Here is a 21164-nt window from a genome sequence, read left to right on the forward strand (position 1 = left end):
AATGGATAGGGTAGCTGACAACCAGCAATTTACTATGCGACTTCTTGTCGCACTTCGGCTTCGGGGTCGCAAATGATAATGTCGTCGGACGTGATAAGAAAAGCGTTTGTGATTTCGCGTTTTGCAGAAAAACTTTTGCCGCTGCCCGGTGTGCCGAGTATCAAGCCGTTGGGATTTTTCAGCTTCTTTCGGTCGCACAAAATCATGTTGTTGGAAAGGGCGTTTAAGCCGTAATACAATGCTTCGCCGCTTTGGAACAGCTCTTGCACCGTAAAGGGAACGAAAACGGCGGTGCTGCTGGTCGTCAAGCCGCGCTGGATATGGATAAGGTTTTCCCCCAACGGGATAGAGGACATAAGCCCCTGTTCCTGCCGGTAGTCAAGGCGGGTCAAAATGCAGTTGTATTTCTGCGCGATTGCCGCCGCTCCAAATACTTCGTTATCCAATTTCTGCTTGGTATCTGCAAGGTTTAAGACAAGCAGCGTAAGCAGAAACATTCTTTCGTTGCGGCTCTGCAAATCGCGGAGTAGGTTTTTTGCTTCCCCGCCGTAGGTGGCAAGGTCGGACGGAATAATATCCATGTCGTAGCCGCTGCGGATTGCTTTTTTCTGTTCCTCGATTTTCATACGGTCAAGGTCGGTAATCTTGCGCTTAATCGTCTTGATTGCTTCGTTGTGGTCGATACTCTGAATGTGCAGATTGACGATAATCCCGTTTTCCGCGTCCATGAAGTCGGCAAGCATACGGTCGGAGAGTTCCGGCGCGACGATCTGCAAAAAGGAAACTACGCCAAACTTGCCGCCCATTTGAAACATTCGCCCGTCGCCAAATCGGAAAGAGGACGGCGCGATAAAGTCTTTGACAGAAAGACCGCTTGCGGGTAGCCATTCCCACGCAAAGTTAAAGCGTTCCCCGTCCGGGTGGAAAATCCCATGCAGCACTTCAAGACGCTGTTTCCCGTCCAATACCCGCGCCGCCGCGCCGATCACCTTAAAATGGTTGAGGGTGTCCGTTTCAATGCGGGCAAGACGCGCCCGCGCCGATCTAATGTCCTTTGCTTCAACGGTAAAGGTGAGAAACTTGGTCTTGATAAGCCCGTTGTTTCCGCGTTCAAGCTGCGTCCTAAGCATTTCGGTGTATTCTGCTCTGATACTGTCGAAGTCATCATTCTGCGGCGCAATCGTGATACTGTTCTTGAAATCGTCCTTGTTCGCATGGCGGCTGATTAGGGAAAGCTGCACGCTGATAGAAGCGTCGAACGAGTTATACATATCGCAAAGGGCTTCAAAAATGGCGGTTTTGTCGTCCGGCTGCGCAAGCTGATAGTTGATGTCCTCAAACTCAATGCACTTGGAATACCGCCCGTTTGCAAGGCGGCAAATCCCGTCCTTATACATTCGCTCAAACGGTATGCTGTCCTGCGCCGTATGGGGCTTCCCGTCGCCCTTTGCCTGTCGGATAAGGGTATCTATCTGTTTTCTTTCCTGTCGGGAAAGTTTACGCTTTTCGTTTTGGGTGTTTTTCTTTTCCTTTGACAATCGCCCGTACCTCCTTATCTAATTGCTCTTGCCGCGCAAGGGCGGCATAAAAATTGTTGGTCTGATAAGGTCGCTCTTTGGGGCGAAGAAACTTCACTTCCACAAATTGCCGAATAATCACTTCCAGCGGTTGCCCGTTTTTCTCGTACATGGCAAGCAAAAACATAGGCAGCATGGCAAGCACCATGCACAATGCCGCTGTGGTTGTTCCAACGCTGTCTTTTACCAAAAAGAACAGCGGCAGTCCGATTGCTACCGCCGCGCTGAAACAAATTAGCTGTCGTTTCGTAAGGTTGAACATTACCTTGCTTTTGATTTTTGTTAAGTCCTTTGGGACGGTTACATACGCCATTTCAAACCTCCTTTCTGCCCGGAATGTAATCTTCAAAACGGGGGACAGCATAGAAAAGCCGTTTGTTATTTACCCACCGTTGCAAATGGCGGGTAACAGGCGGGGCGGTTGGACGCTCGTAAATCATCACATACGGGTCAAAGCCCATAGCCCGCAAGGTGTTCACGCGGTATAAATCCTGTTCGTGAGTGCTGCCGTAGTTGGTAAGAACATACACGCGCCGCTGGCGGCTGCTCTTAATGGCGGTCAAATCCAAAAAACGTTGGAAATACCCGGTTAAGTCCTCGTCGGGATTATCCCATGCAAAATGTACCGCTTTTATCCGTACCCGATTTAACAGGCTGACATTATCCCTGTTCACAAGGCGAATATCCAGCCCTTGCGAAAAATCCACCCATGCGCGGCTTCGTATAAGCTGCTCAATGAGATTTTCATGGTCGGGACAGGCAAGCAGATTAGCGTCCATGATTTTTATTTCCGGCTGCCATTTCCAAAACTCGGACAAATCCGCAACCTTAACACTTTTGCGTCCCTCTTTACTGCTGACAATGCAAAACCCGCAATTTCTCGGACAACCCCGGCTTAAAAAGCCGTAGGCAATCCCGAAAAACTGCGGGTAGATAGAATAATCCGGGTAACTGTGTTCCACTTCCGGCGGCAAGCGGTTTTTCGTGTCGTAGCCCGTACCGCCGAAAATAACTTGTTCCGCGTTGGTAACGGTTATCGTGTCTTTGGAATAGGTGTCCGTAAAGACGCGGCTTTTATATACAAGGTCGTACCGCCCCTTTGCGTTCCACCATTCCACCGTATGCCCCTTTGCTTTATGATACGCGGATAGCTTCATCAAGCAGAGGTTGGGGAAATTATGGCTGTCAACGTCGATTAAACCGATTTTCAAATCATAACTCACCCCCTTAATGTGCCGAAAAGACGCTCTTTGCAAGGCTTCCCGTTTTGAAAAGCGTAAAGCACAAGAGGACGGTATAGCCCATGCAAGCCCAGATCGCGCCGGAAATGTCGTCGGTCGCTGCGATTGTTTGTATCAACACCGCATAAATGCCGACACACACCAAGATCAGAAACGCCTGAAAACCAAGCGCAAGCAAAGATTTTAAGTAATTCTGTCCCATGCTGCCCCATTCGTGATTTACCATTGTTGCCATAGGGATAGGGGCAACGCTCGTTACAAGATATATTTCAATCATGCGCCCATACACCACAAGCATAATGCAGATTGACAGGGCTTTCATGGTAAGCCCTACAAAGAGGGATTGAAACCATAACCCCAAAAGACCGCCCACGCTCATAGCGTCGAGTTTTGCTTCAATGTCGGTAATGACGGTGGTAACGTCTATGCTTGTATCGGATATGATAACCCCCGCGCTCTGATTGACGACGCTCTGCGTAACGTCGAAAACTCCCATGACGATGTTCCAAGTGTTTGTTACCAGCAGCACCGCAACAAAGGTCTTAAAAATCCATTTGAAGAAAATCCAAGTGTCGAGATCGTGCAGATTGTTTTTTTCAATTACAAGCTGGATTAGTTCATAACACATGACAAAGGTAATGATAACGCCCGCAATCGGTACAATGACGTTTTCCGAAAGGCTGCGTATCATGTTGAATATGCCCGCGTTCCACCCGGCGGGGGTCGTGCCGACTTGTGTTGCGATTTCTCCAACCTCTGTATTTACGCTGTCAAACAAGCCGGAAAGGTTCGATAAAATCCCGTCTGTCAAAATGCCGCGAAACCAATCTTCAATCATCTGCCATATCAAAAGTTAATCCCTCCTTTCCCGCGCCCTCCCGTTTCCGAGAGGGCGCGGCGGGTGGTATTTGTTTTAGGCATTATCCAAAAAGTTGAGAAAGCAGGGGAACAAGGGTGCCGCCGATCAAAGCGACGCCGCCGCCCGCCATGAGCTGCTTCATGCCCTGGCTCTTTGCGCCCGGATTGTCGTTGCCGTAACCCTCCATGAGGTTAATGGCACCCCAAATGCCAAGACCTGCGCCAAGCGCGATAACCAAAGTCTGCAATACACCAACTGCGCTGTTGAAAAACTCCATATAAACCTCGCTTTCTGCCGCTGTGCGGCTCAAAAAAAGTTGTTGAAAATGAAAATGCCGCCGTTATTCCTCGGCGGCTGCGTCCTCGTCGGACAAATCTATTTCGTATATGTCAAAGGCTTCATCGGGCTTTACGATTGCCGGACGGGTAGACATATACCGTTCCACGTCAAAAGCGTTTCTTTTGTCGAAGTCGGAAAGGTATTTGTAGTTCGGGTGTTTCGTGATGTCGTATTTGTCGCTTAAAAAGGGACGCACACCGCGTAGCTGCAAAATACATTTCCCACCGTCCATAACTGCTATTTCGTCCTGTGTCATCAGCTCCTTTCCTAATTTTTGATAAGTAAGTCCATGAGAAACCTGCGTGCCGCGATTTTCGGAAGTATTGAAACTGTCGATTGTTTCCCGTCCCAAGTTATCCGAAATATCCTTTGCATTTTTCCCACGTCCTCCCAAAAACAAGGTGCTGTCGGCATTATCAAGTATGATTTCTGCCGCGTCCTTGTAAATGGCTTTTAGTTGGCTCTGCGATTGCAGAATGATAGAAGCGGACATTTCCCTGCTGCGAATGGTCGCAATTAACTTATCAAAGCGGGGTATCTGCCCGATGTTGGCAAATTCATCAAGCAAAAACCGGACATGAATAGGCAATTTGCCGTTGTATTCGTCGTCCGCTTTATCACAAAGCAAATTGAAAAGCTGCGATTGCAGAATAGCGATAACAAAATTAAAGGTGTCGTCGGTATCGCTCATTATGAGGAAAAGCGCGGTTTTCCTGTCGCCCAATGTATCAAGTTCCAATTCATCATAGGACATGAGTTCCCGGAGTTCCTCTATATCAAAAGGGGCAAGACGCGCACCGCAAGAAATAAGGATTGACTTTGCCGTTTTGCCCGCCGCCAATTTGTATTTTTTATATTGCTTCACCGCGAAATGGTCGGGGCTGCGTTCTTCTAAATCGGCAAAGAGCAGATCAACGGGGCTTTGGTATTCCTCGTCGTCCTCGCGTGCTTCGCTTGCATTGATAAGTTCAAGCAGCGTTGTAAAGTTCATTTCCTCGGCGGGGGCTTCATACCAAATGTAGCCGATCAACGCGCAATATAATAATCTCTCGGCTTTCACCCAAAAATCTTCCGCGCTTTTTTCTCCCTCGCCTTTGGTATTGACAATAAGGGTATTGACAACCTTTAACACGTCCTTTTCGCTGCGGATATACACAAAGGGGTTATATCGCATGGATTTCTTGAAGTTTATCGTATTCAGCACTTTTATCTTGTAGCCGCCGCGCTGCAAGAGCTTTCCGCACTCGATTAAGACGGTGCCTTTTGGGTCGGTCAAGACGTAGGAAGAATGAAGCTGCATTAAATTAGGCTTTACGAAAAACCTTGTCTTGCCGCTGCCGCTGCCGCCGATCACCACGACGTTTTTATTTCTCGCATATTTCGGCTGCTTCGGGCGGCTGTTCATGGTAAGGCGTTCGGTCTGCGTCAAAATGATGTTGTTCTGAAAATCCGGGTCGATGTAGGGCTTTATATCTTCGGCGTTGCCCCAACGTGCGCTGCCGTATTCTGCGCCCTTGCGGTATTTCTTTGCGTTTTTCCCTTTGACATAGACAATCAGACGGATAACCACCGCGCCGACAATGCCGATAAGCAAATCCAACGGGTGAACGCTCGGCAAGGCATTTGAAAACGCTTCGGAAAATCCCTGTGTGATATTGAGTATCTTTTCGGAAATATCCGCGCCGGGGGCAAGCCGCACCGCCTGTCCCACCTTATCAAAGAGATAGACAAAGAACACATAGGGGATATTCGGGATTATCAACTTTTTGTAGTTCATCTGCTTCATATCTCGCGCCCCCTGTCTATTTTCTTTACCTTGTCGCGGGCGGCGTTAAGCTGCTTCGCCTTGTCCTTTGCTGCGGCAAGGGCTTTGCGGATAGAGGGCTTTTTATCCCTGTTCAGCTTCTTTGCGGAAAACTCTTGAAACGCTGCGGTCATAACGTCCGCGTCCCTGCCTTTGAAAAACACAAGGTAACGGGTCTGTTCGCCCTTAACCTTTTTCAGCGAAAAATCTATGTTGTACTTCTTCGCGGTACTCTCAAAGGCTTTGATATTGCTGTCGGTGATCTCGATGTTGGAAACACCCGCATTTTGCTTCATAAGCTGCCGCATGGTCTGTTTCCCATGCGGGGCTTTGCTTTTCTGCTCCAAAAACTTCTTGATTGCTTTCTGCAACGCCTGTTCGGTAAGCCTTGCCGCGCCTTTTCCCACATTGACGGATAGGGCAATCGTTTTTTGGGTTACTTCCTCCTGCAAGGTATCAACTCCTTTCCCGGTAAACTGCGGCTATGCTCATTTGCTGCCGTAAAAGTCGTGATTGACAAGGGCGGTATAGTAGCTGTCAATGGTACTCGGTGCGTTGAACAGCACCGCTTTTAGATACTGCTTGATGTTGCGGATTTTGGTTGTGTTCTCCCTCATGCAGTCCAAAACAAACTCAACGTGGCTGCTATTCAGCTTCATAAACTTTGATTTGACAAGTTCGGCGGGGTAGTCGTCCCCGGCGATACGGATTGTCTTTCGGGCTGTGCAGACGGTTTCCAGCATGATTTCTACAATCTCGTCCAAACGGTCTTTATCCATTTTGGGGTCTTGAATGAGAATGTCATAGTCGATGTTGTCTTTGATGATTTCCCGATAAATCTCTATTGCGCTGTTTGTTTTCGCTTCCGTTCTTTTCCTTTCCGGCGGCGTAGCCGCTTCGTCCTGCTCATAAGGCAAGGGATTTAGGGAATGGAAAGGAATGGAATGGGTACTTGATAAATCAGTAATTGATTGTTCTTTACTTGATATATCTTTATTTAATTGCGTTGGATTTTCCAACGTAGGTTTTTCCAACGTTGGATTATCCAATGTTGGATTTTCCAATGTAGGTAAATCCGATGTAGGCGGCTGTTCGCTGCTGGTAGCTGCTTCCGGCTCTTTGGGCTGCGGCTGCTCGTATATGACATAATCCGCACCGCGCAAACGTCCTTTCTCGTCGCGTTCCCGGCTGCGGACGATATATCCGGCTTTTTCAAGTTCTTTGACCGCTTCGCGGATTGCGTCGATCTTCTCCCGGTTGATATGGGATAAGCCCGCAAGGGTATAATCCCAATCTTCGGGCAGCGAAAGCATTTGCGACAACAAGCCCTTTGCCTTTAAGGACAATTCCTTGTTTCGCAAGTGGTGGTTGCTCATAACGGTATATCCCGTATTTCGCTCCACTCTGAAAACTGCCATATTTCCTCACTTCCTCTCTTGGTATGCGTGGACAATTAGAAAGCCGTTTTCGGCTGTTTTGGTATTGCAATATGCCCTTTGCCGTTTTCGCGTCTGCAAAGCCGCATGGCACAAGGGCTTTTGCCCGTCTATTTGTCCATGCTGGCGTGCGTTTTCCGCGTCCTTTTGCCGGGGCAATAGGGACACTCTTTGAAAACGCAAAACTCATATTTCCACCCGGGGCGGTAGAAACGGCAAGTGCCGCAATCTTCATCATCTCCGGCACAACCGGATTGATAGCGGTCAAATCCCGGCTTCTGCTGCATGAGCAATTCAAACGCCCGCTGCTTGCCCTTTGTGAAATACATTCCGGCTGCACCTCCTTTCCTGCGGGCATAAAAAAACGGCGTTACTTTCTCCCCCAAAGGGGTTAAGGTAACGCCGTTTGTGTGCGTATTCAGTTTTTAACACATTCCCTGTCTATCCGCTGTCCGCAAAACCATTGATTTTATTAGCTTTTTGCCGCTATCGCTATCACACCTCATTATTTGAACGCCCGGATTTTCAGCGCATGATGGACGATGTGGAAGCCGGAAAAGTAAACTGCATTGTCACGAAAGACCTTTCCCGTTTCGGGCGGGAACATGTGATGATGGACTACTATCTGGAATTTCTGTTCCCGGAAAAACGGGTGCGCTACATCGCCGTTGCGGAGAATGAGGACACAGAAAAAGGGCTTTCCGATTTTGTCCCATTCAAAAACCTGTTCAATGAATGGTTTGCGAAAGATACGAGCCGCAAGGTAAAGGCCGCTTTCAAAGCGAAGTTTGCCACAGGACAGCGTATCGGCGCCTATGCTCCTATCGGGTACAGGAAACACCCGGAAATCAAAAACAAGCTGATAATCGACGAGGAAACCCGCTGGATAGTGGAGAAGATTTTTGACCTTGCTATTCATGGCAGAGGGGCGGCCAGTATCACAAGAATACTGATTGAGGAAAAGGTTCCTACGCCGGGATTTATCAACTTTCAGCGTGACGGGACTTTTGCAAACATCTATGCGGGTGCGCCGGAGGAAAAAAGCTACGCATGGACGATAGCCCAGGTCAAGAGCATTATGAAAGATGAAACCTATATCGGCCATACCATCCACTACCGGGAAACGAACATTTCCTTTAAGAACAAACGGAGGGTACGCAAGCCCCAAAGTGAATGGGTGCGGGTGGAGAACACGCAGGAGCCGATTATCAGTGAGCAGGTTTTCCGGCAGGTACAGGAGCAGATAGCAAACCGCCGCAGAAAATGCAAGGACGGTACAACACAGATTTTTTCCGGATTGGTAAAATGTGCGGATTGCGGCTGGTCGCTGTCCTATGGGGAGAACAGGCAGAACAGCAAGCCTTACGGCCATTATCATTGTAGCAAGTACGGACAGGGCACACGCCAATGCTCCATGCACTATATCCGCTATGATGTGCTTTACGCCTATGTCCTCTCCCGTCTGCAATACTGGTCGGGGCTGGTACAGCATGATGAAGAACGGCTTTTGAAGCGGCTGTTAAATGCCACTGATAAGGGACAGGCCGCCGCAAGAAAGAAGCAGGCCGCCGAACTGAAAAAGGCAGAGAAGCGGAAAGCCGAAGTCGATACCCTGTTTGCCCGGATGTATGAGGACTGGGCGGCGGGGTGTATCACGGAATACAACTTCTCTATGTTGTCCGGGAAGTACCAAAGCGAACAGGCTGAACTGGACACAAAGATTGAACAGCTTCAATCCGCTATCGCCACTGAAAGCCAGAACGCCGCAGACGCAGAAAAATGGATTGCCTTGATGAAAGAGTGCGTCAATCCAACAGAACTGACCGCCGAACTTTTGAATACGCTGATTGAAAAAATCGTTGTCCATGAAGCGGTCAAAGGTGAGGACGGAAGCCGGGAACAGGAGGTAGAAATCTTCTACCGCTTTATCGGCAAAATTGATTGAATGATACCAATATCTTTAACTATGTGATACCGGAGTTTCCCAAACAAAAGGATATTAAGAAATAACCTGTGTTTTCCTGCTTGCGAATAAAAGAATAGTGTGATTAAGTTAGAAATACTGCATAAATGTGCTGGTATCTCTTTTTCGTTGCCTTGAAACAGCAGACTATTTCATTTCTGCTTGATTACTCTAAACTTATCAGGCTGTGGTTTGTCAAGGGCTTGTTGCGTAAGCAATGCTTTGGCACCCTTTACAAATTATGGACGGTAAAGTAGCTTTTCAAAAGCAGAAAAAAGTAGTCTTAAGATTTTGAAATATTGTAGCGGGTAGTGGAAAATGGTATAATGTGAATACAGAGAAACATATAAATTTGTATTTAACAATCAATAAATTGAGAGGGCTTAATCTTATGACTAAACAAAAGAAGGTAATTTGGATAATATTGGGAATAATTATTTTTGTGTTTAGTGTTTTTCTAGGGCTTGGATATTTAGGTCAAATAACAGGTGGAAATAGTTTAATACAAAGAACAGAAATGAACGATAAATATGTTCCGGAAGAAATAACAAAATATTATCCAATAGAAGATTTAAACTCAAAAGAAAGTTTACTTTCTGATAAAAATTATGCAAACTCAATACAGGATGCTCTGTTAAGTGCCTCTATTGAGTTTGAACAAGGCGAAGAATATAAAACACATATTGATAAGATTATAAAGGAGTTTGAAAACGAAAACTATAAAAGTGTTTTGTATATATCAGAAAAAAACGATATAGAGTCAAGTTTGACATTTTCAAAATTCAAAATTAAGGAAGTAGATGGTAAAAAGAGATATGCTCATATTACAAGTGTACATGAGGTTATAAAGAAAGACCGCCCGTATGACAAAGATACGATGTCGTTACTAAAATCACAGTTAGCATTAAGTGATAGATTGCAAGACTTAAATATCAGTCCAGACAATAGTCGCTTTTTATATGGATTTGTACATGATGAAGATATTTACAATACAAAAATAGAAAATAAAAAACCCGATGAAATTATTTATTTTGAACTTTGTGAAAAGCCTTTCTATTTTTGGTATTATGAAAATTTTCAAAGTGATAAATCTGGAAAATCTTTAAGTATAGAAATTGAAAGATAATAATAGAACAATTCCAGGTTGTAGAGGTGATTAGAATGAAGAAACTATATTGCATGAACTGTGGTACTGAAATAAAAGGAGGAATACCTAACGAATGTTCTTGTGGAGCTGAATTTGATTTAGCAGATACAAAAAACATAAAAAGAATAATTACAAGCATTATATTCTTTGTAATATTAATGTCTCCACTGCTTATTCTTATTCACTTTGGCAGACAATATTTACAAGCGTCAATTATTTTATATGCTTTGCTCCTGATTCTAGGTATTTTTTGGTGTCGTATCGTACAAACTATTTTAGTTCGTCTTGGGTTAGTAACTATGACGAACATTGAAATTAAATAACAACAATAACATCTTCACAACTCTACTGAGCAGGAAATCTGAAAAGGTCTCCTGCTTTTTTATACCAAAAAGATTAAAAATCCTATTATCCGCATAAACGCAGGAACTTTAAGCAATATGAATGAAAATACAAAAGAAATTTACCACTAATTTACTACGATTGAAAGAACCTTGATACGACAAAGAAAATAGCATAAAGAAAAGCAAAATGGCATTTCATACAAAATATGAGATGTTTTTTTGTTGCTGTAACACAGCACAATTTGTTCTTTTTTCTGCTTGACTATCTTTCATTTTTTAGAGCATGAATTGTCAAGAGCTTGTTGCGTAAGCAATGCTTGCACTCTTGATAAGGCATGGGATAAAAAATATTTTGACAGATAGCAGAAAAGTAATGACATGTGAGTTCTATAAATGATATAATAAATTATCAGATAAAAAATCAATCGGTTAACAATTTGCAAAGAAATTTCTAGGAGAAAAGAGTATGGGGAGAATAATTATGGTTTTATATATGGAAGCTTTATTGTTATCTGTTCTTACAATATGGTTTTTATATCACATAATAAAAAAGAAAAAAATCTTTCGTTGGGAAAATGCTCCATTGGACATGAGAGATTTTGTAAAGAGAAATGAAAAAAGGATGAATATGATTTCAAATGGTATTATAGGTATCATTTTGATTCCTGCGTTTTTGCGGGTAGTTCTTCCTGCTGTACAGGATTTTCCAAACATAAATTCTGGCAATTATCTTGAAGTAGAGGGAACAGTAACATCTTGGAATTATAGTGATGAAGATAAAAACAAAACAAGAGCTATTGGAATTATGGATAATAAAACTAAAAAAGAAATATTTGTAACTGTTTATAGTAAAGGAATACAAAAGGGGGAATATCTGAGAGTTAGATATTTACCTAATAGTAGATATGGAGAGATTAAGGAGAATAAGTGATGAAAATAATAGGATTATTTTTTATGACATTAGTATTTGGAATAATATCTATGATAACAAGCAAAAAGTATAAATTGCAAGGGGATTTAAAAGAATTATGCTTTCCACCTGTATTTTCTAAAATTTTATATGGGTGTTTCATTATTTCTATGATATGTTCAGTGGTTATTATATATTTATGGCAAGATACTGGTATTACTATTTTGTTTTTGGTTATGGGGATTATTAGTGCTTTTACTGCATGGGCAATCAGTAAATATAAAATAATTATAGAAGAACAGGAATTGATTGTTATTTACCCTATGAAGAAAAGAAAGATTTCAATTACAAAAATAGAATATATTGAAATCAGTACAAGCGGTAGTATAAAAATCATAGTGCAGAACGAGAAAAAAATAAATTTAGATGCAATGCTAATAGGGACTGAGTCTTTTATAGAATACATGAAGAAAAATGGAGTACCTATACAAGAAAATAAAGGAAATGATTAAACAGACGGAGTGATCCAGACACGGTGGCAGGAAAATCTCTCAGATTTTTCTGCCATGTCTTGCAAGTGGCTGGTTCACTTCGTCTGTGAGCGAGCCTGTGGCGAGCGAAGATTAAGCCCCCGTTATCTAACAGGGGGGTACTATTACAAAAGACAAGAGCAAAAACAAATACAAAACTGCTGATATGCAACGATTTATAAGGTTATAAGAACTTATTTCACTTCACACCCTATTTTTTCTACCCGACAGGTCTAAAACAGCATATCAATAGAAAATAAATATAAGATACAAGGTGTATGCTCCTATGAGTATATGCCTTTTTTTGATTGGAGGAATAAAGCATGAATGATATAAAATTTATTGAAACATTAAAGCAAAAGAGAAATGCCTGTGATTACTCGCAATCACGACTGGCACAGGAACTACAAATCAGCAGGCAGAACTTAAATGAAATTGAAAACGGAAAAACAAAAGCCAGTAAAGAAATGAAACATATACTTTTGCATTATCTTGATTATTGTAATTGTACTCAGCCTTTCACTTTAACGATTGACTATCTGCGTGTTCGTTTTCCTACCACAGACGCATTGGAAATTATAAAAAATATACTGGCAATGAAGAGCGAATATTTTATCCATGAAGATTATGGAATGTATGGTTATGAAGAACAGTATGTCTATGGGGATATTAGTGTAAATGCTTCTAAAGATAGTTCTATGGGTGTTTTATTGGAATTAAGAGGTATGGGGTGTCGGAACTTGGAATATGTTTTACAGGCAAGAGGGATAGACTGGTATTGCTTTTTAAGCTGTTGTATAGATTATCAAGGTGTTTTTAAACGCATAGATTTGGCAGTCAATGATATGGGTGGATTGCTGGATATAGAAATTCTAAGAGAACGCTATTATGCCAACAAGGTATGGAAACGTTCAAGAACCCATGAAGCAGTAGACAGCGGAAAATTATCGGGTACAAATGGAGATACTGCAAAAACTTTTTATATCGGTTCAAAGAATAGTTCTATCTACTTTTGCCTATATGAAAAAGAAAAGGAACAAAAAAGCAAAGGCATAAAAACAGACATTAAGAACCGCTTTGAAATTCGTTTGAAAAATGAAAAAGCAGGACAAACGATAGAACAATTTGTTTTTTCAAGAAATCCCGAACAGACCATAGCGAACCTTATTCTCACACAGATAGATTTTCCCGATTATATTTTATGGGATATATTTTTAGATAATGTAATGACTTCACTTCCATTTGTTATGACACCTGTCGCAGTCAATATGGATAAAACAAAACGCTGGTTAGAAAGACAGGTAATGCCCTCTTTATTGATGATAAAAGAGATTGAAAAGAAAACAGGGGCAAATTATCTGGAAGAAATCGACAGACATACAAGACTAACAGAAAAGCAGGAATTAAAAATCAAACAAATGACAACAGACATAGCAGATATGATTGAGAAAGATACCGCTGTTCCACAAGGGAATGACGGTATTTTTTAATTTCTTCAAAAAATCTGCAACAAAACGGTTACTTGCGTACAGATATGGTGCAAGGAAAGGAAATCTGACTTTTTTTGAAAACAGGTCATTAAATCGGTGGTTGCTGTCCCTATATGATGTGAAAGAAGAAACGATTTTCAATTTCAACTTAACAATCCGTAGTTTCCGTTCCCTATATGGAGCAAAGAAAATCTTTCATTCCATAGTTGGTAGTAATAGTGTTGCATGGGTAGTTAGGGTGTGAAAAGAAAATCAGATTTTTTCATCACCAACTTAGCAGAATGACACTTTCTTTCCCTATATGGTGCAGGAAAAGAGAAAAGTTTTGAAGATTGGTTACGCTTCTGCTCTTTTCCAACGCGGTATATTAGGAAAGACGATTTTCTTCTTTCATGTTCTTTGACAACTGAATAAAGCAATTTAATACGTTTGACAGACAGCGAGCCGTTGAAACAGATACGCCATGACCTTTTCCCTGCTAAAGTGAGCGAGCCTTATCTGTGTTCCTGTAAGAAACTTGTCCTTTCCTACCGCCATGACCTGTCCTGTCTGATAATGATACTCCCGTACAGCCACAGCTTGAGCGTTCAGAGCGTCGCACGCAATGGGTACGGCTACATAAGAACTATGCAGAGGTGGAACTCCTGTGGGCTATGACAAAAGCCGTTGAATTGCTTAGAAAAGATTTTTACAGAAAGGGGGTATGTGTTATTGCTGATATTGTAAAAACAAGGCAGGAAAAGACAGATAATAAGCGTGGCATTGGCAACAGAGGAAAAACAAAGATTGTTGTAAAAGAGCATTTTTCCGAAAAGGGAAAGACAATGGAAGAACTTCTGACGGATGTTATGCTGGAAAAAGCAAAGCAGACAATCGCATAAAATCGGTGCAGTTGTAAGAAATAGATTGAATGACAAAAAGTACCCGTGTTATACTTTACTTGCAAGCAGGTATTGTAAACACGGGTTAGTTATAAAGGAGGATAACTGACAATGAAACAACAGATTTACAATACTGCACTTTATCTTAGGTTAAGCCGAGATGATGAATTACAGGGCGAAAGTTCCAGCATTACCACACAAAGAAGTATGTTGCGTCTATATGCAAAAGAACATCATTTGAATGTGATTGATGAGTATATTGATGACGGCTGGTCGGGAACAAATTTTGAAAGACCGAGTTTCCAGAGAATGATTGAAGATATAGAGGCAGGAAAAATCAACTGTGTTGTAACGAAAGACCTTTCCCGACTTGGCAGAAATTATATTATGACAGGACAATATACAGAATTGTATTTTCCCAGCCATAATGTCCGTTACATAGCGATTGACGACGGTGTAGACAGCGAAAAAGGCGAAAGTGAGATTGCACCATTTAAGAATATCATCAATGAATGGGTGGCAAGAGATACAAGCCGTAAAGTGAAATCTGCATTTAAGACAAAATTTGCAGAGGGTGCGTATTATGGGGCTTATGCTCCGTTAGGATATAAGAAACACCCCGACATCAAAGGAAAACTGCTGGTTGATGAGGAAACAAAATGGATTGTTGAAAAAATCTTCTCCCTAGCCTATCAAGGTTACGGTAGTGCCAAAATCACAAAGGTACTGCGAGAAGAAAAAGTTCCGACAGCGTCTTGGCTGAATTTTACAAGGTATGGTACTTTTGCACATATCTTTGAGGGAAAGCCCGACAGCAAGCGTTATGAATGGACGATTGCTCATGTTAAGGCAATTTTAAAAAGTGAAGTCTATATCGGCAACAGCGTTCATAATCGACAGTCAACTATTTCTTTCAAAAGCAAGAAGAAAGTACGAAAACCCGAAAGTGAATGGTTTCGAGTAGAAAACACGCATGAGCCGATTATTGACAAAGAAGTATTCTATCGTGTGCAGGAACAGATAAAATCAAGGCGTAGACAGACAAAGGAAAAAGCAACGCCGATATTTGCAGGGCTTGTCAAGTGTGCGGATTGTGGCTGGTCTATGCGGTTTGCGACAAATAAGGCAAATAAAACGCCTTACAGTTATTATGCTTGCAGTTACTACGGACAGTTTGGAAAAGGTACTTGTTCTATGCACTATATCCGTTATGATGTGTTGTATCAAGCAGTATTGGAACGATTGCAATATTGGACTAAGGCAGTACAGCAGGACGAAGAAAAGGTGGTGAATAAGATACAAAAGGCTGGCAATGCAGAGCGAATACGGGCAAAGAAGAAAAAGGCAAGTGCTTTGAAGAAAGCCGAGAACCGACAAAATGAGATTGACCGCTTGTTTGCGAAAATGTATGAAGATAGAGCCTGTGAGAAGATAACGGAACGAAACTTCATCATGCTGTCGGGGAAATATCAAAAGGAGCAGATAGAACTGGAACAGCAGATAACCAACCTAAGAGAAGAATTAAGTAAAATGGAACAGGATATGATAGGTGCTGAAAAGTGGATTGAGTTAATCAAGGAGTATTCCGTACCAAAGGAACTGACAGCACCGTTATTAAATGCAATGATAGAAAAAATCCTTATTCACGAAGCAACAACGAATGAGGACAATGAAAGAATACAGGAAATAGAGATATACTACCGATTTATTGGAAAAGTAGACTGATAAATAGGGTTCATATCTTTAACTAAGGGAAACTGGGATTTCCAAAAGTTAAGGATACTACACGCATAATTCACACTTACCAATGCTTATACTGAATAACAAATACAAAATTATGGAGGTTCATCATGAGCAAATTCTTATCCTGTGAATTTAAAATCTACACCGCCTGTGTGGAGTTTCGCTTTGCTGATGGCAACATGATTTCTGTAGACTGCACTGCTGTTGAGAGCGAGGTTGCAAACAATATGTATTAGCGGTCAGAGCTGGACTGGCTAATTTACGATGACTTGGTAACTTATGTGGATTTAATTCTCAACGGCAATCGAAGCATACTTGAAAACTGTAACATTATATAAACCTTTGGAATAATTACCATAAATAAAATAAGCCGCCTGTGAGGGCACGCATCAATGCTCATAAGGCGGCTTTTTCTGTTATTAAGTTTCTCTTAAATAATCTAAGGTACTGAACCTGACTTCATTATTCTATATATTGGCTCAAATATTAGCATTATCCTATCTAATTAATTTTTGAACTGTACATTCCACCAGATGCAATCTCGCAAATTTTAATCTGATTTCACTCGCCAATATCCTTTGGTATCACGATCTAAAAGACGTTCTCCAATCATGTCCCGGCGTATCGTGCAAAAATCATCGTGAAAGTCAGCGATAATTATGTTAACCTCCCGCTCTGAATATATCTTGTCATACTCAAAAGCTTGTACAATAACCTCTAAGACAATACGTTCTTTCTTCTGCTGGGCAGGGATGGATTTTAACTTTCCATATTCAAAGAAAGTGTCAATTATTCGTTGTCTGTACTCAGCATCACGCTGTTGCTGTAAATTGGCTTCGTCAGACTGTTCCTCTAAAATTTCAAGAATACTGGTTTCAAATATACGTTTATTAAGCGAATACATCATATAGTATTGGCTCTTGTAGGAAGTGACTGCACCAGCATCCGTTAGTTTTTTTAAGTGAAAAGAAACCGTTGCGGCAGTAATTCCAAGCCGTTCTGCCAAGCGTTCCACATACATATCTTCAATAGCCAATGACTTTAGTATTTGCAATCGTGATTTATCGGAAAGGCACTTAAATAAGCGGATGGCCTCTGTTTCTCTCATCGTTTTTCCTCCCAAATCTCAGAGAATTTTAGCTTGATTTCCTGGATGGTTTCAAGTTTGATATTCTCAATCTGCATTTGTTCTATATCACCGTGCGCCTTTGCCTTGTCGTAAGAACTTACCCAATTTGCAGGGATTTGTTCCGTCTTTTTATGAAAAAATTCCTTTATCGCATCGGTATCCCCTTTCCCGATTTTGACTGCAACGGAAAGGATAGTGCGAAAAATATCGTATACATTTGCCCGGATTTTTTCAAAATTAGCTTCATCGGTTCGGTCATCATCAAGAAGTTTTCTCTGTTCCTCTGCGCAGAATGCAATTTGCTTTTCAAACCATTCGTCAAGTTGTTCCAGCTTCTTTTCCATTATTTCTCTACCTCTATTCTGCCGTATCCCACAAAATCGTCGTGGTTATTGGCTTGATTGCTACCACCGAACATAGTATTTGAACCAACCGCAATGTGGAGGGTTCCCACCATTTTTTCATCCAGTACGGTATAGCCACTCAACTCTGTCACATTGGGATTCATTCCGATTCCCAACTCACAAACAACACGGCTCTCCTCTGGCTGTCCAGTAAAATAATTTATGACTGCCGGGATATTGCTGTTCACAATTTTGCCATCGCTAATTTGCAAGATAACATTACTATATTTCGTATCGTCAAGGTACAGCGTATCAAAAAACATGCTGCCCTGTGTCTTGTTCTCAATGGGAGCAATGTAAATTTCTCCGCATGGCAAATCTCCATCTCCGGCATCAATGTGCCATTCTCTCCCTGCAAGTTCCAAATGAAGAACGCAATCCATTCCAGTATGTACAGACACCCTATCTGCACCAGCAAAGGATGCTACCTTTTTTCGACAGGCATCTGCAAGGGCTTCATAGTCTATATCATAGGCACTATTCATCCGCAGAATATAGTCTTGAGGTTTAAGACCAGACTCAGCAGCATTGGCTTCCGTGGGGATTCTGATTTGAACAAATCGCTTAGATTTCATCAACGTATAAAACAGTTGTGACATATATTTACGATAAAGTTCAAACTGTTCTGTCGAGATTTCGTAACCAAGAATAACTGGCTGATAGGCAAAAACATCAAGAACAGCATCAAAATTAGACAGCAGTTCAAAGAATCTTTTATCAAAGCAAGACTCTCTTGCAGAAGAAAAGATTGCACGGTTGATTGTCCGGGACTGTTGAAGCAAAACAGGTGTGGCCCCCAGAGATGCGACAGCGGTTAGAAAGTTATTGGCAATTTCTTTGTCGGCATCTTCACCCCAAAAATGGACGAGTATCATTTCTCCTGTTGATACTCCACTGGCTTTTACAATTTTTCTAATAGTTTCGGTATTCATTGTTATTACCTCCAATCTAAAATCAAATATATCATAGTCACAGTAAAAAAACAATATTGATTAGATGAATATAAAATCAAATTAAGAGATTACCCGATTTCCTTCTATGGGAATTTAGAGAGTTAAAAAAAAATCACACTATAAGCTGTCCCAAAGAGCCACTATGAGATTTCTAAAAATAGCTTGTATGATGAATTTCATATCTAGTCTATGTCATTGCATGATCACAGAAAGGTTCTCTAATAATCATGATACTAAAATCTATGGTAGCGTAAAGCTATCCATCTTTTACTAAAAGCCTGAGTATTTTATGAAGTTAATAAGAAAAAACTCGCGATTTGCGAGCTTTTACTTACCTTTATATTTTTCGTAAATACATTTTAATCCTTTAAATGTTAAGTCACGATCATAGATATCAATTTCATCCGTATTCTTATAAATGATCTTGCCTAAGCCACCGGTAGCGATAACCTTCATATTTACACCCAGTTCTTTTTTGAACTGTTTGATGATATATTCGCTTTGTCCAATATATCCATAAACAACACCTGCTTGCATACTGCTGGTGGTATTTTTACAAAGGATGGTTTTAGGTTTCTTGATTTCGATTTCAGGTAATTTAGCGGCCTGTGTCCACATTGCCTGAGCACCCGTTTCAATACCAAATGTAATGGCACCATATTCAAAGTTTCCATGTTCATCTACATAATCAAAAGTTGTGGCAGTACCAAAATCAACAACCAGACAAGGTCCTCCATATTCATAGAAGGCACCCGCCGCATCAACGATACGATCGGCTCCGACAGCTTTTGGATTTTCAGCTTTTACGCTGATACCGGTTTTAATGCCAGGACCAACAACGATTGGTTCTTTATGCATATACTTACGAATACTGTTTAAGAATGAATGCATAATCTTTGGCACAACGCTGGATACGATGACATCTTGGATTTCATCGCTTTCCACTTTACTTGCTTGAAGAAAGTTCATCAGCATGAATCCATATTCATCACTGGTGCGTTTCATTTTGGTTGTTAGACGATAATTGCCTAACAGTTTGTTCTCTTTATAAATTCCCATGGTAATATTGGTATTACCGATATCAATCACTACTAGCATTTGGAAGCCCCTTTCTTTTCATCCATGATGTCACAAATATGATGCAGAATCGTTTTCCCTAAATCATATTTGCTCATTTTATCGAGGGTTTCGATGGTATCTTTCTTGATGATGGTTGCGACATTGGTATCTGTTTGGAAACCAGCCCCCTCCACCTTCAGATTGTTTGCGATAATCATATCGCAGTTTTTCTTCATGAGCTTTTCTTTTGCATTTTCTATCAGATTTTGTGTTTCCATTGCAAATCCACAAATAACCTGATGTTCTTTTTTATGTTCTCCAAGGTAGGCCAGGATATCAGGATTTTTGACAAATTTGATTTCCAAGGTATCTCCTTGTTTCTTGATTTTGTTTTCTGCGATAATCTGAGGACGATAATCACCAACAGCCGCAGCCTTGATGATGATATCCATGTCTTTATAGTTTTCTTTGACAGCTGTAAACATGTCATTGGCTGAAATGATAGGAATCATATGCACATCTGCAGGTGCATCCAATGCTACTGGTCCACTGATCAATGTAACATCTGCGCCCATGTTTCTGGCAGCTCTGGCAATTTCATAGCCCATCTTTCCTGAGGAATGGTTGGTGATGAAACGTACAGGATCAAGTGCTTCCTGAGTAGGACCTGCCGTTACCAGAACTTTTTTGCCTTTCAGCAGATTTTCTTCCTGGAGCAGGGATTCAATACGTTCTTCGATAAAATCAATGTCGGCTAATTTGCCTTTTCCATTATCACCGCATGCCAGATAACCAACTTCTGGTGCGACGATTTCATATCCCAATGCGATACATTCTTTGATATTTCGCTTCGTAACGGGATTTTCATACATATTGGTATTCATTGCCGGTGCAATTAATTTCTTACATGTTGCGGCAAGGAAGGTCGTTGTTAACATATCATCAGCGATGCCATGGACAACTTTCGCTATCACATTGGCACTGGCAGGTACGATCACAAAGATGTCTGCACGTTTTGCGATGGATATATGTTTTACACTGCGATCAGCCACTTTTTCAAAAGTGGAAACCATCACGTTGTGTTTTGTTAGTGACTCAAAAGTTAATGGGGAAATAAATTCGGTGGCATTTTTTGTCATGATGACTTCTACATCATAACCTTTTTTTATCAGATTACTGCAAAGCTGTGCGCTTTTGAAAGCAGCAATACCGCCAGTAACCCCCAATACTACTGTTTTTTTCATACGTTTACCTCCCAGGATTTTGTTCCTGTTAAAGTCGTCTTTTATTATAACGCAAGTAGTGGTTCACCACAATAGTTTTAAAATTAAAAATGAGAAAATTTTCACAAGCTA

Annotated in this window: 19 protein-coding genes and 4 pseudogenes; 10 read left to right on the plus strand and 13 right to left on the minus strand. The window is 41.5% G+C overall.

Annotated elements, in window-relative coordinates:
• Window positions 1-53: 53 nt before the first annotated feature.
• The 8 genes and pseudogenes from DW761_RS12520 to DW761_RS12555 form a co-directional block, all read right to left on the minus strand.
• A pseudogene (locus DW761_RS12520) lies at window positions 54-1538 on the minus strand (VirB4-like conjugal transfer ATPase, CD1110 family); the annotation flags it as partial.
• Window positions 1498-1890, minus strand: a complete 393-nt coding sequence (locus DW761_RS12525; protein ID WP_007860207.1) for a PrgI family protein — start codon at window positions 1888-1890, stop codon at window positions 1498-1500. The gene DW761_RS12525 and the pseudogene DW761_RS12520, both read right to left, overlap by 41 nt.
• Window position 1891: 1 nt before the next feature.
• Window positions 1892-2788, minus strand: a complete 897-nt coding sequence (locus tag DW761_RS12530; protein ID WP_007860209.1) for a hypothetical protein — start codon at window positions 2786-2788, stop codon at window positions 1892-1894.
• 16 nt (window positions 2789-2804) lie between these two features.
• Complete coding sequence (locus DW761_RS12535; RefSeq protein ID WP_003431220.1) at window positions 2805-3656, minus strand: VirB6/TrbL-like conjugal transfer protein, CD1112 family; 852 nt, start codon at window positions 3654-3656, stop codon at window positions 2805-2807.
• Between the two features lie 82 nt (window positions 3657-3738).
• Complete coding sequence (locus tag DW761_RS12540; RefSeq protein ID WP_003431213.1) at window positions 3739-3954, minus strand: Maff2 family mobile element protein; 216 nt, start codon at window positions 3952-3954, stop codon at window positions 3739-3741.
• Between the two features lie 63 nt (window positions 3955-4017).
• On the minus strand, window positions 4018-5802 hold the full coding sequence (locus tag DW761_RS12545) for a VirD4-like conjugal transfer protein, CD1115 family (protein WP_055143520.1): 1785 nt from the start codon (window positions 5800-5802) through the stop codon (window positions 4018-4020).
• On the minus strand, window positions 5799-6272 hold the full coding sequence (locus DW761_RS12550) for a PcfB family protein (RefSeq protein ID WP_006775667.1): 474 nt from the start codon (window positions 6270-6272) through the stop codon (window positions 5799-5801). Before DW761_RS12550 ends, DW761_RS12545 begins: the two co-directional genes overlap by 4 nt.
• A gap of 36 nt (window positions 6273-6308) precedes the next feature.
• Window positions 6309-7238, minus strand: coding sequence for a DUF6017 domain-containing protein (locus tag DW761_RS12555; protein WP_117518366.1), 930 nt, complete (start codon window positions 7236-7238; stop codon window positions 6309-6311).
• Between the two features lie 23 nt (window positions 7239-7261).
• Here DW761_RS12555 and DW761_RS21460 point away from each other — a divergent pair, with 23 nt between their 5' ends.
• The 10 genes and pseudogenes from DW761_RS21460 (at window position 7262) to DW761_RS12615 (ending at window position 16602) form a co-directional block, all read left to right on the plus strand.
• On the plus strand, window positions 7262-7651 hold the full coding sequence (locus DW761_RS21460; protein ID WP_173018957.1) for a hypothetical protein: 390 nt from the start codon (window positions 7262-7264) through the stop codon (window positions 7649-7651).
• Between the two features lie 113 nt (window positions 7652-7764).
• A pseudogene (locus DW761_RS12565) lies at window positions 7765-9201 on the plus strand (DUF4368 domain-containing protein); the annotation flags it as partial.
• Between the two features lie 409 nt (window positions 9202-9610).
• Window positions 9611-10345 (plus strand): hypothetical protein, encoded by a 735-nt coding sequence (locus tag DW761_RS12570; RefSeq protein ID WP_042741426.1) that lies wholly within the window; start codon window positions 9611-9613, stop codon window positions 10343-10345.
• Window positions 10346-10380: 35 nt separating this feature from the next.
• A complete protein-coding gene (locus tag DW761_RS12575) occupies window positions 10381-10689 on the plus strand; it encodes a hypothetical protein (RefSeq protein ID WP_004614026.1) in 309 nt (102 codons plus the stop codon).
• Between the two features lie 487 nt (window positions 10690-11176).
• The gene (locus DW761_RS12580) at window positions 11177-11641 is read left to right on the plus strand and encodes a hypothetical protein (RefSeq protein ID WP_004614025.1); all 465 of its coding nucleotides are present in this window, start codon (window positions 11177-11179) and stop codon (window positions 11639-11641) included.
• Window positions 11641-12132: a hypothetical protein gene (locus DW761_RS12585; protein ID WP_004614024.1), complete on the plus strand. Its 492-nt coding sequence runs from the start codon at window positions 11641-11643 to the stop codon at window positions 12130-12132. The genes DW761_RS12580 and DW761_RS12585 overlap by 1 nt, the downstream gene beginning before the upstream one ends.
• 341 nt (window positions 12133-12473) lie before the next feature.
• Window positions 12474-13640, plus strand: a complete 1167-nt coding sequence (locus DW761_RS12590; RefSeq protein ID WP_004614023.1) for an XRE family transcriptional regulator — start codon at window positions 12474-12476, stop codon at window positions 13638-13640.
• Window positions 13641-14306: 666 nt separating this feature from the next.
• Window positions 14307-14521, plus strand: a pseudogene (locus tag DW761_RS12605) (tRNA wybutosine-synthesizing protein 3-like protein).
• Window positions 14522-14632: 111 nt separating this feature from the next.
• A complete protein-coding gene (locus DW761_RS12610; RefSeq protein ID WP_117518367.1) occupies window positions 14633-16246 on the plus strand; it encodes a recombinase family protein in 1614 nt (537 codons plus the stop codon).
• Window positions 16247-16371: 125 nt separating this feature from the next.
• Window positions 16372-16602, plus strand: a pseudogene (locus DW761_RS12615) (DUF6061 family protein).
• 212 nt (window positions 16603-16814) lie between these two features.
• On the opposite strand, the gene DW761_RS12620 reads toward DW761_RS12615, so the two are convergent.
• The 5 genes from DW761_RS12620 to coaBC all read right to left on the minus strand — a co-directional run bounded on the left by DW761_RS12620 (window position 16815) and on the right by coaBC (window position 21053).
• Window positions 16815-17372, minus strand: coding sequence for a metalloregulator ArsR/SmtB family transcription factor (locus tag DW761_RS12620; protein WP_117518368.1), 558 nt, complete (start codon window positions 17370-17372; stop codon window positions 16815-16817).
• Window positions 17369-17737 carry a hypothetical protein gene (locus DW761_RS12625; protein WP_117518369.1) on the minus strand — a complete coding sequence of 123 codons (369 nt, stop codon included), beginning with the start codon at window positions 17735-17737 and terminating at the stop codon, window positions 17369-17371. The genes DW761_RS12620 and DW761_RS12625 overlap by 4 nt, the downstream gene beginning before the upstream one ends.
• Entirely contained in the window at window positions 17737-18729 is a 993-nt protein-coding gene (locus DW761_RS12630; RefSeq protein ID WP_117518370.1) for an aminopeptidase, read from the minus strand. Before DW761_RS12630 ends, DW761_RS12625 begins: the two co-directional genes overlap by 1 nt.
• A gap of 348 nt (window positions 18730-19077) precedes the next feature.
• Complete coding sequence (locus DW761_RS12635; RefSeq protein WP_117452801.1) at window positions 19078-19848, minus strand: type III pantothenate kinase; 771 nt, start codon at window positions 19846-19848, stop codon at window positions 19078-19080.
• Window positions 19842-21053 (minus strand): bifunctional phosphopantothenoylcysteine decarboxylase/phosphopantothenate--cysteine ligase CoaBC, encoded by a 1212-nt coding sequence (gene coaBC / locus DW761_RS12640; RefSeq protein WP_117452800.1) that lies wholly within the window; start codon window positions 21051-21053, stop codon window positions 19842-19844. The genes DW761_RS12635 and coaBC overlap by 7 nt, the downstream gene beginning before the upstream one ends.
• Window positions 21054-21164 lie beyond the last annotated feature (111 nt).

Origin of the sequence: Absiella sp. AM29-15 (genome assembly GCF_003434225.1) — a bacterium.
Taxonomy (GTDB): domain Bacteria; phylum Bacillota_I; class Bacilli_A; order Erysipelotrichales; family Erysipelotrichaceae; genus Hoskinsella; species Hoskinsella hominis.

What these genes read in the sequence shown, in the direction of transcription:
- DW761_RS12525 (WP_007860207.1), bottom strand. Translation starts at nt 1,890, where the DNA reads ATGGCGTATGTAACCGTCCCAAAGGACTTAACAAAAATCAAAAGCAAG.
- DW761_RS12535 (WP_003431220.1), bottom strand. Translation starts at nt 3,656, where the DNA reads ATGATTGAAGATTGGTTTCGCGGCATTTTGACAGACGGGATTTTATCG.
- DW761_RS12540 (WP_003431213.1), bottom strand. Translation starts at nt 3,954, where the DNA reads ATGGAGTTTTTCAACAGCGCAGTTGGTGTATTGCAGACTTTGGTTATC.
- DW761_RS12545 (WP_055143520.1), bottom strand. Translation starts at nt 5,802, where the DNA reads ATGAAGCAGATGAACTACAAAAAGTTGATAATCCCGAATATCCCCTAT.
- DW761_RS12555 (WP_117518366.1), bottom strand. Translation starts at nt 7,238, where the DNA reads ATGGCAGTTTTCAGAGTGGAGCGAAATACGGGATATACCGTTATGAGC.
- DW761_RS21460 (WP_173018957.1), top strand. Translation starts at nt 7,262, where the DNA reads ATGCGTGGACAATTAGAAAGCCGTTTTCGGCTGTTTTGGTATTGCAAT.
- DW761_RS12570 (WP_042741426.1), top strand. Translation starts at nt 9,611, where the DNA reads ATGACTAAACAAAAGAAGGTAATTTGGATAATATTGGGAATAATTATT.
- DW761_RS12575 (WP_004614026.1), top strand. Translation starts at nt 10,381, where the DNA reads ATGAAGAAACTATATTGCATGAACTGTGGTACTGAAATAAAAGGAGGA.
- DW761_RS12580 (WP_004614025.1), top strand. Translation starts at nt 11,177, where the DNA reads ATGGGGAGAATAATTATGGTTTTATATATGGAAGCTTTATTGTTATCT.
- DW761_RS12585 (WP_004614024.1), top strand. Translation starts at nt 11,641, where the DNA reads ATGAAAATAATAGGATTATTTTTTATGACATTAGTATTTGGAATAATA.
- DW761_RS12590 (WP_004614023.1), top strand. Translation starts at nt 12,474, where the DNA reads ATGAATGATATAAAATTTATTGAAACATTAAAGCAAAAGAGAAATGCC.
- DW761_RS12610 (WP_117518367.1), top strand. Translation starts at nt 14,633, where the DNA reads ATGAAACAACAGATTTACAATACTGCACTTTATCTTAGGTTAAGCCGA.
- DW761_RS12620 (WP_117518368.1), bottom strand. Translation starts at nt 17,372, where the DNA reads ATGAGAGAAACAGAGGCCATCCGCTTATTTAAGTGCCTTTCCGATAAA.
- DW761_RS12625 (WP_117518369.1), bottom strand. Translation starts at nt 17,737, where the DNA reads ATGGAAAAGAAGCTGGAACAACTTGACGAATGGTTTGAAAAGCAAATT.
- DW761_RS12630 (WP_117518370.1), bottom strand. Translation starts at nt 18,729, where the DNA reads ATGAATACCGAAACTATTAGAAAAATTGTAAAAGCCAGTGGAGTATCA.
- DW761_RS12635 (WP_117452801.1), bottom strand. Translation starts at nt 19,848, where the DNA reads ATGCTAGTAGTGATTGATATCGGTAATACCAATATTACCATGGGAATT.
- coaBC (WP_117452800.1), bottom strand. Translation starts at nt 21,053, where the DNA reads ATGAAAAAAACAGTAGTATTGGGGGTTACTGGCGGTATTGCTGCTTTC.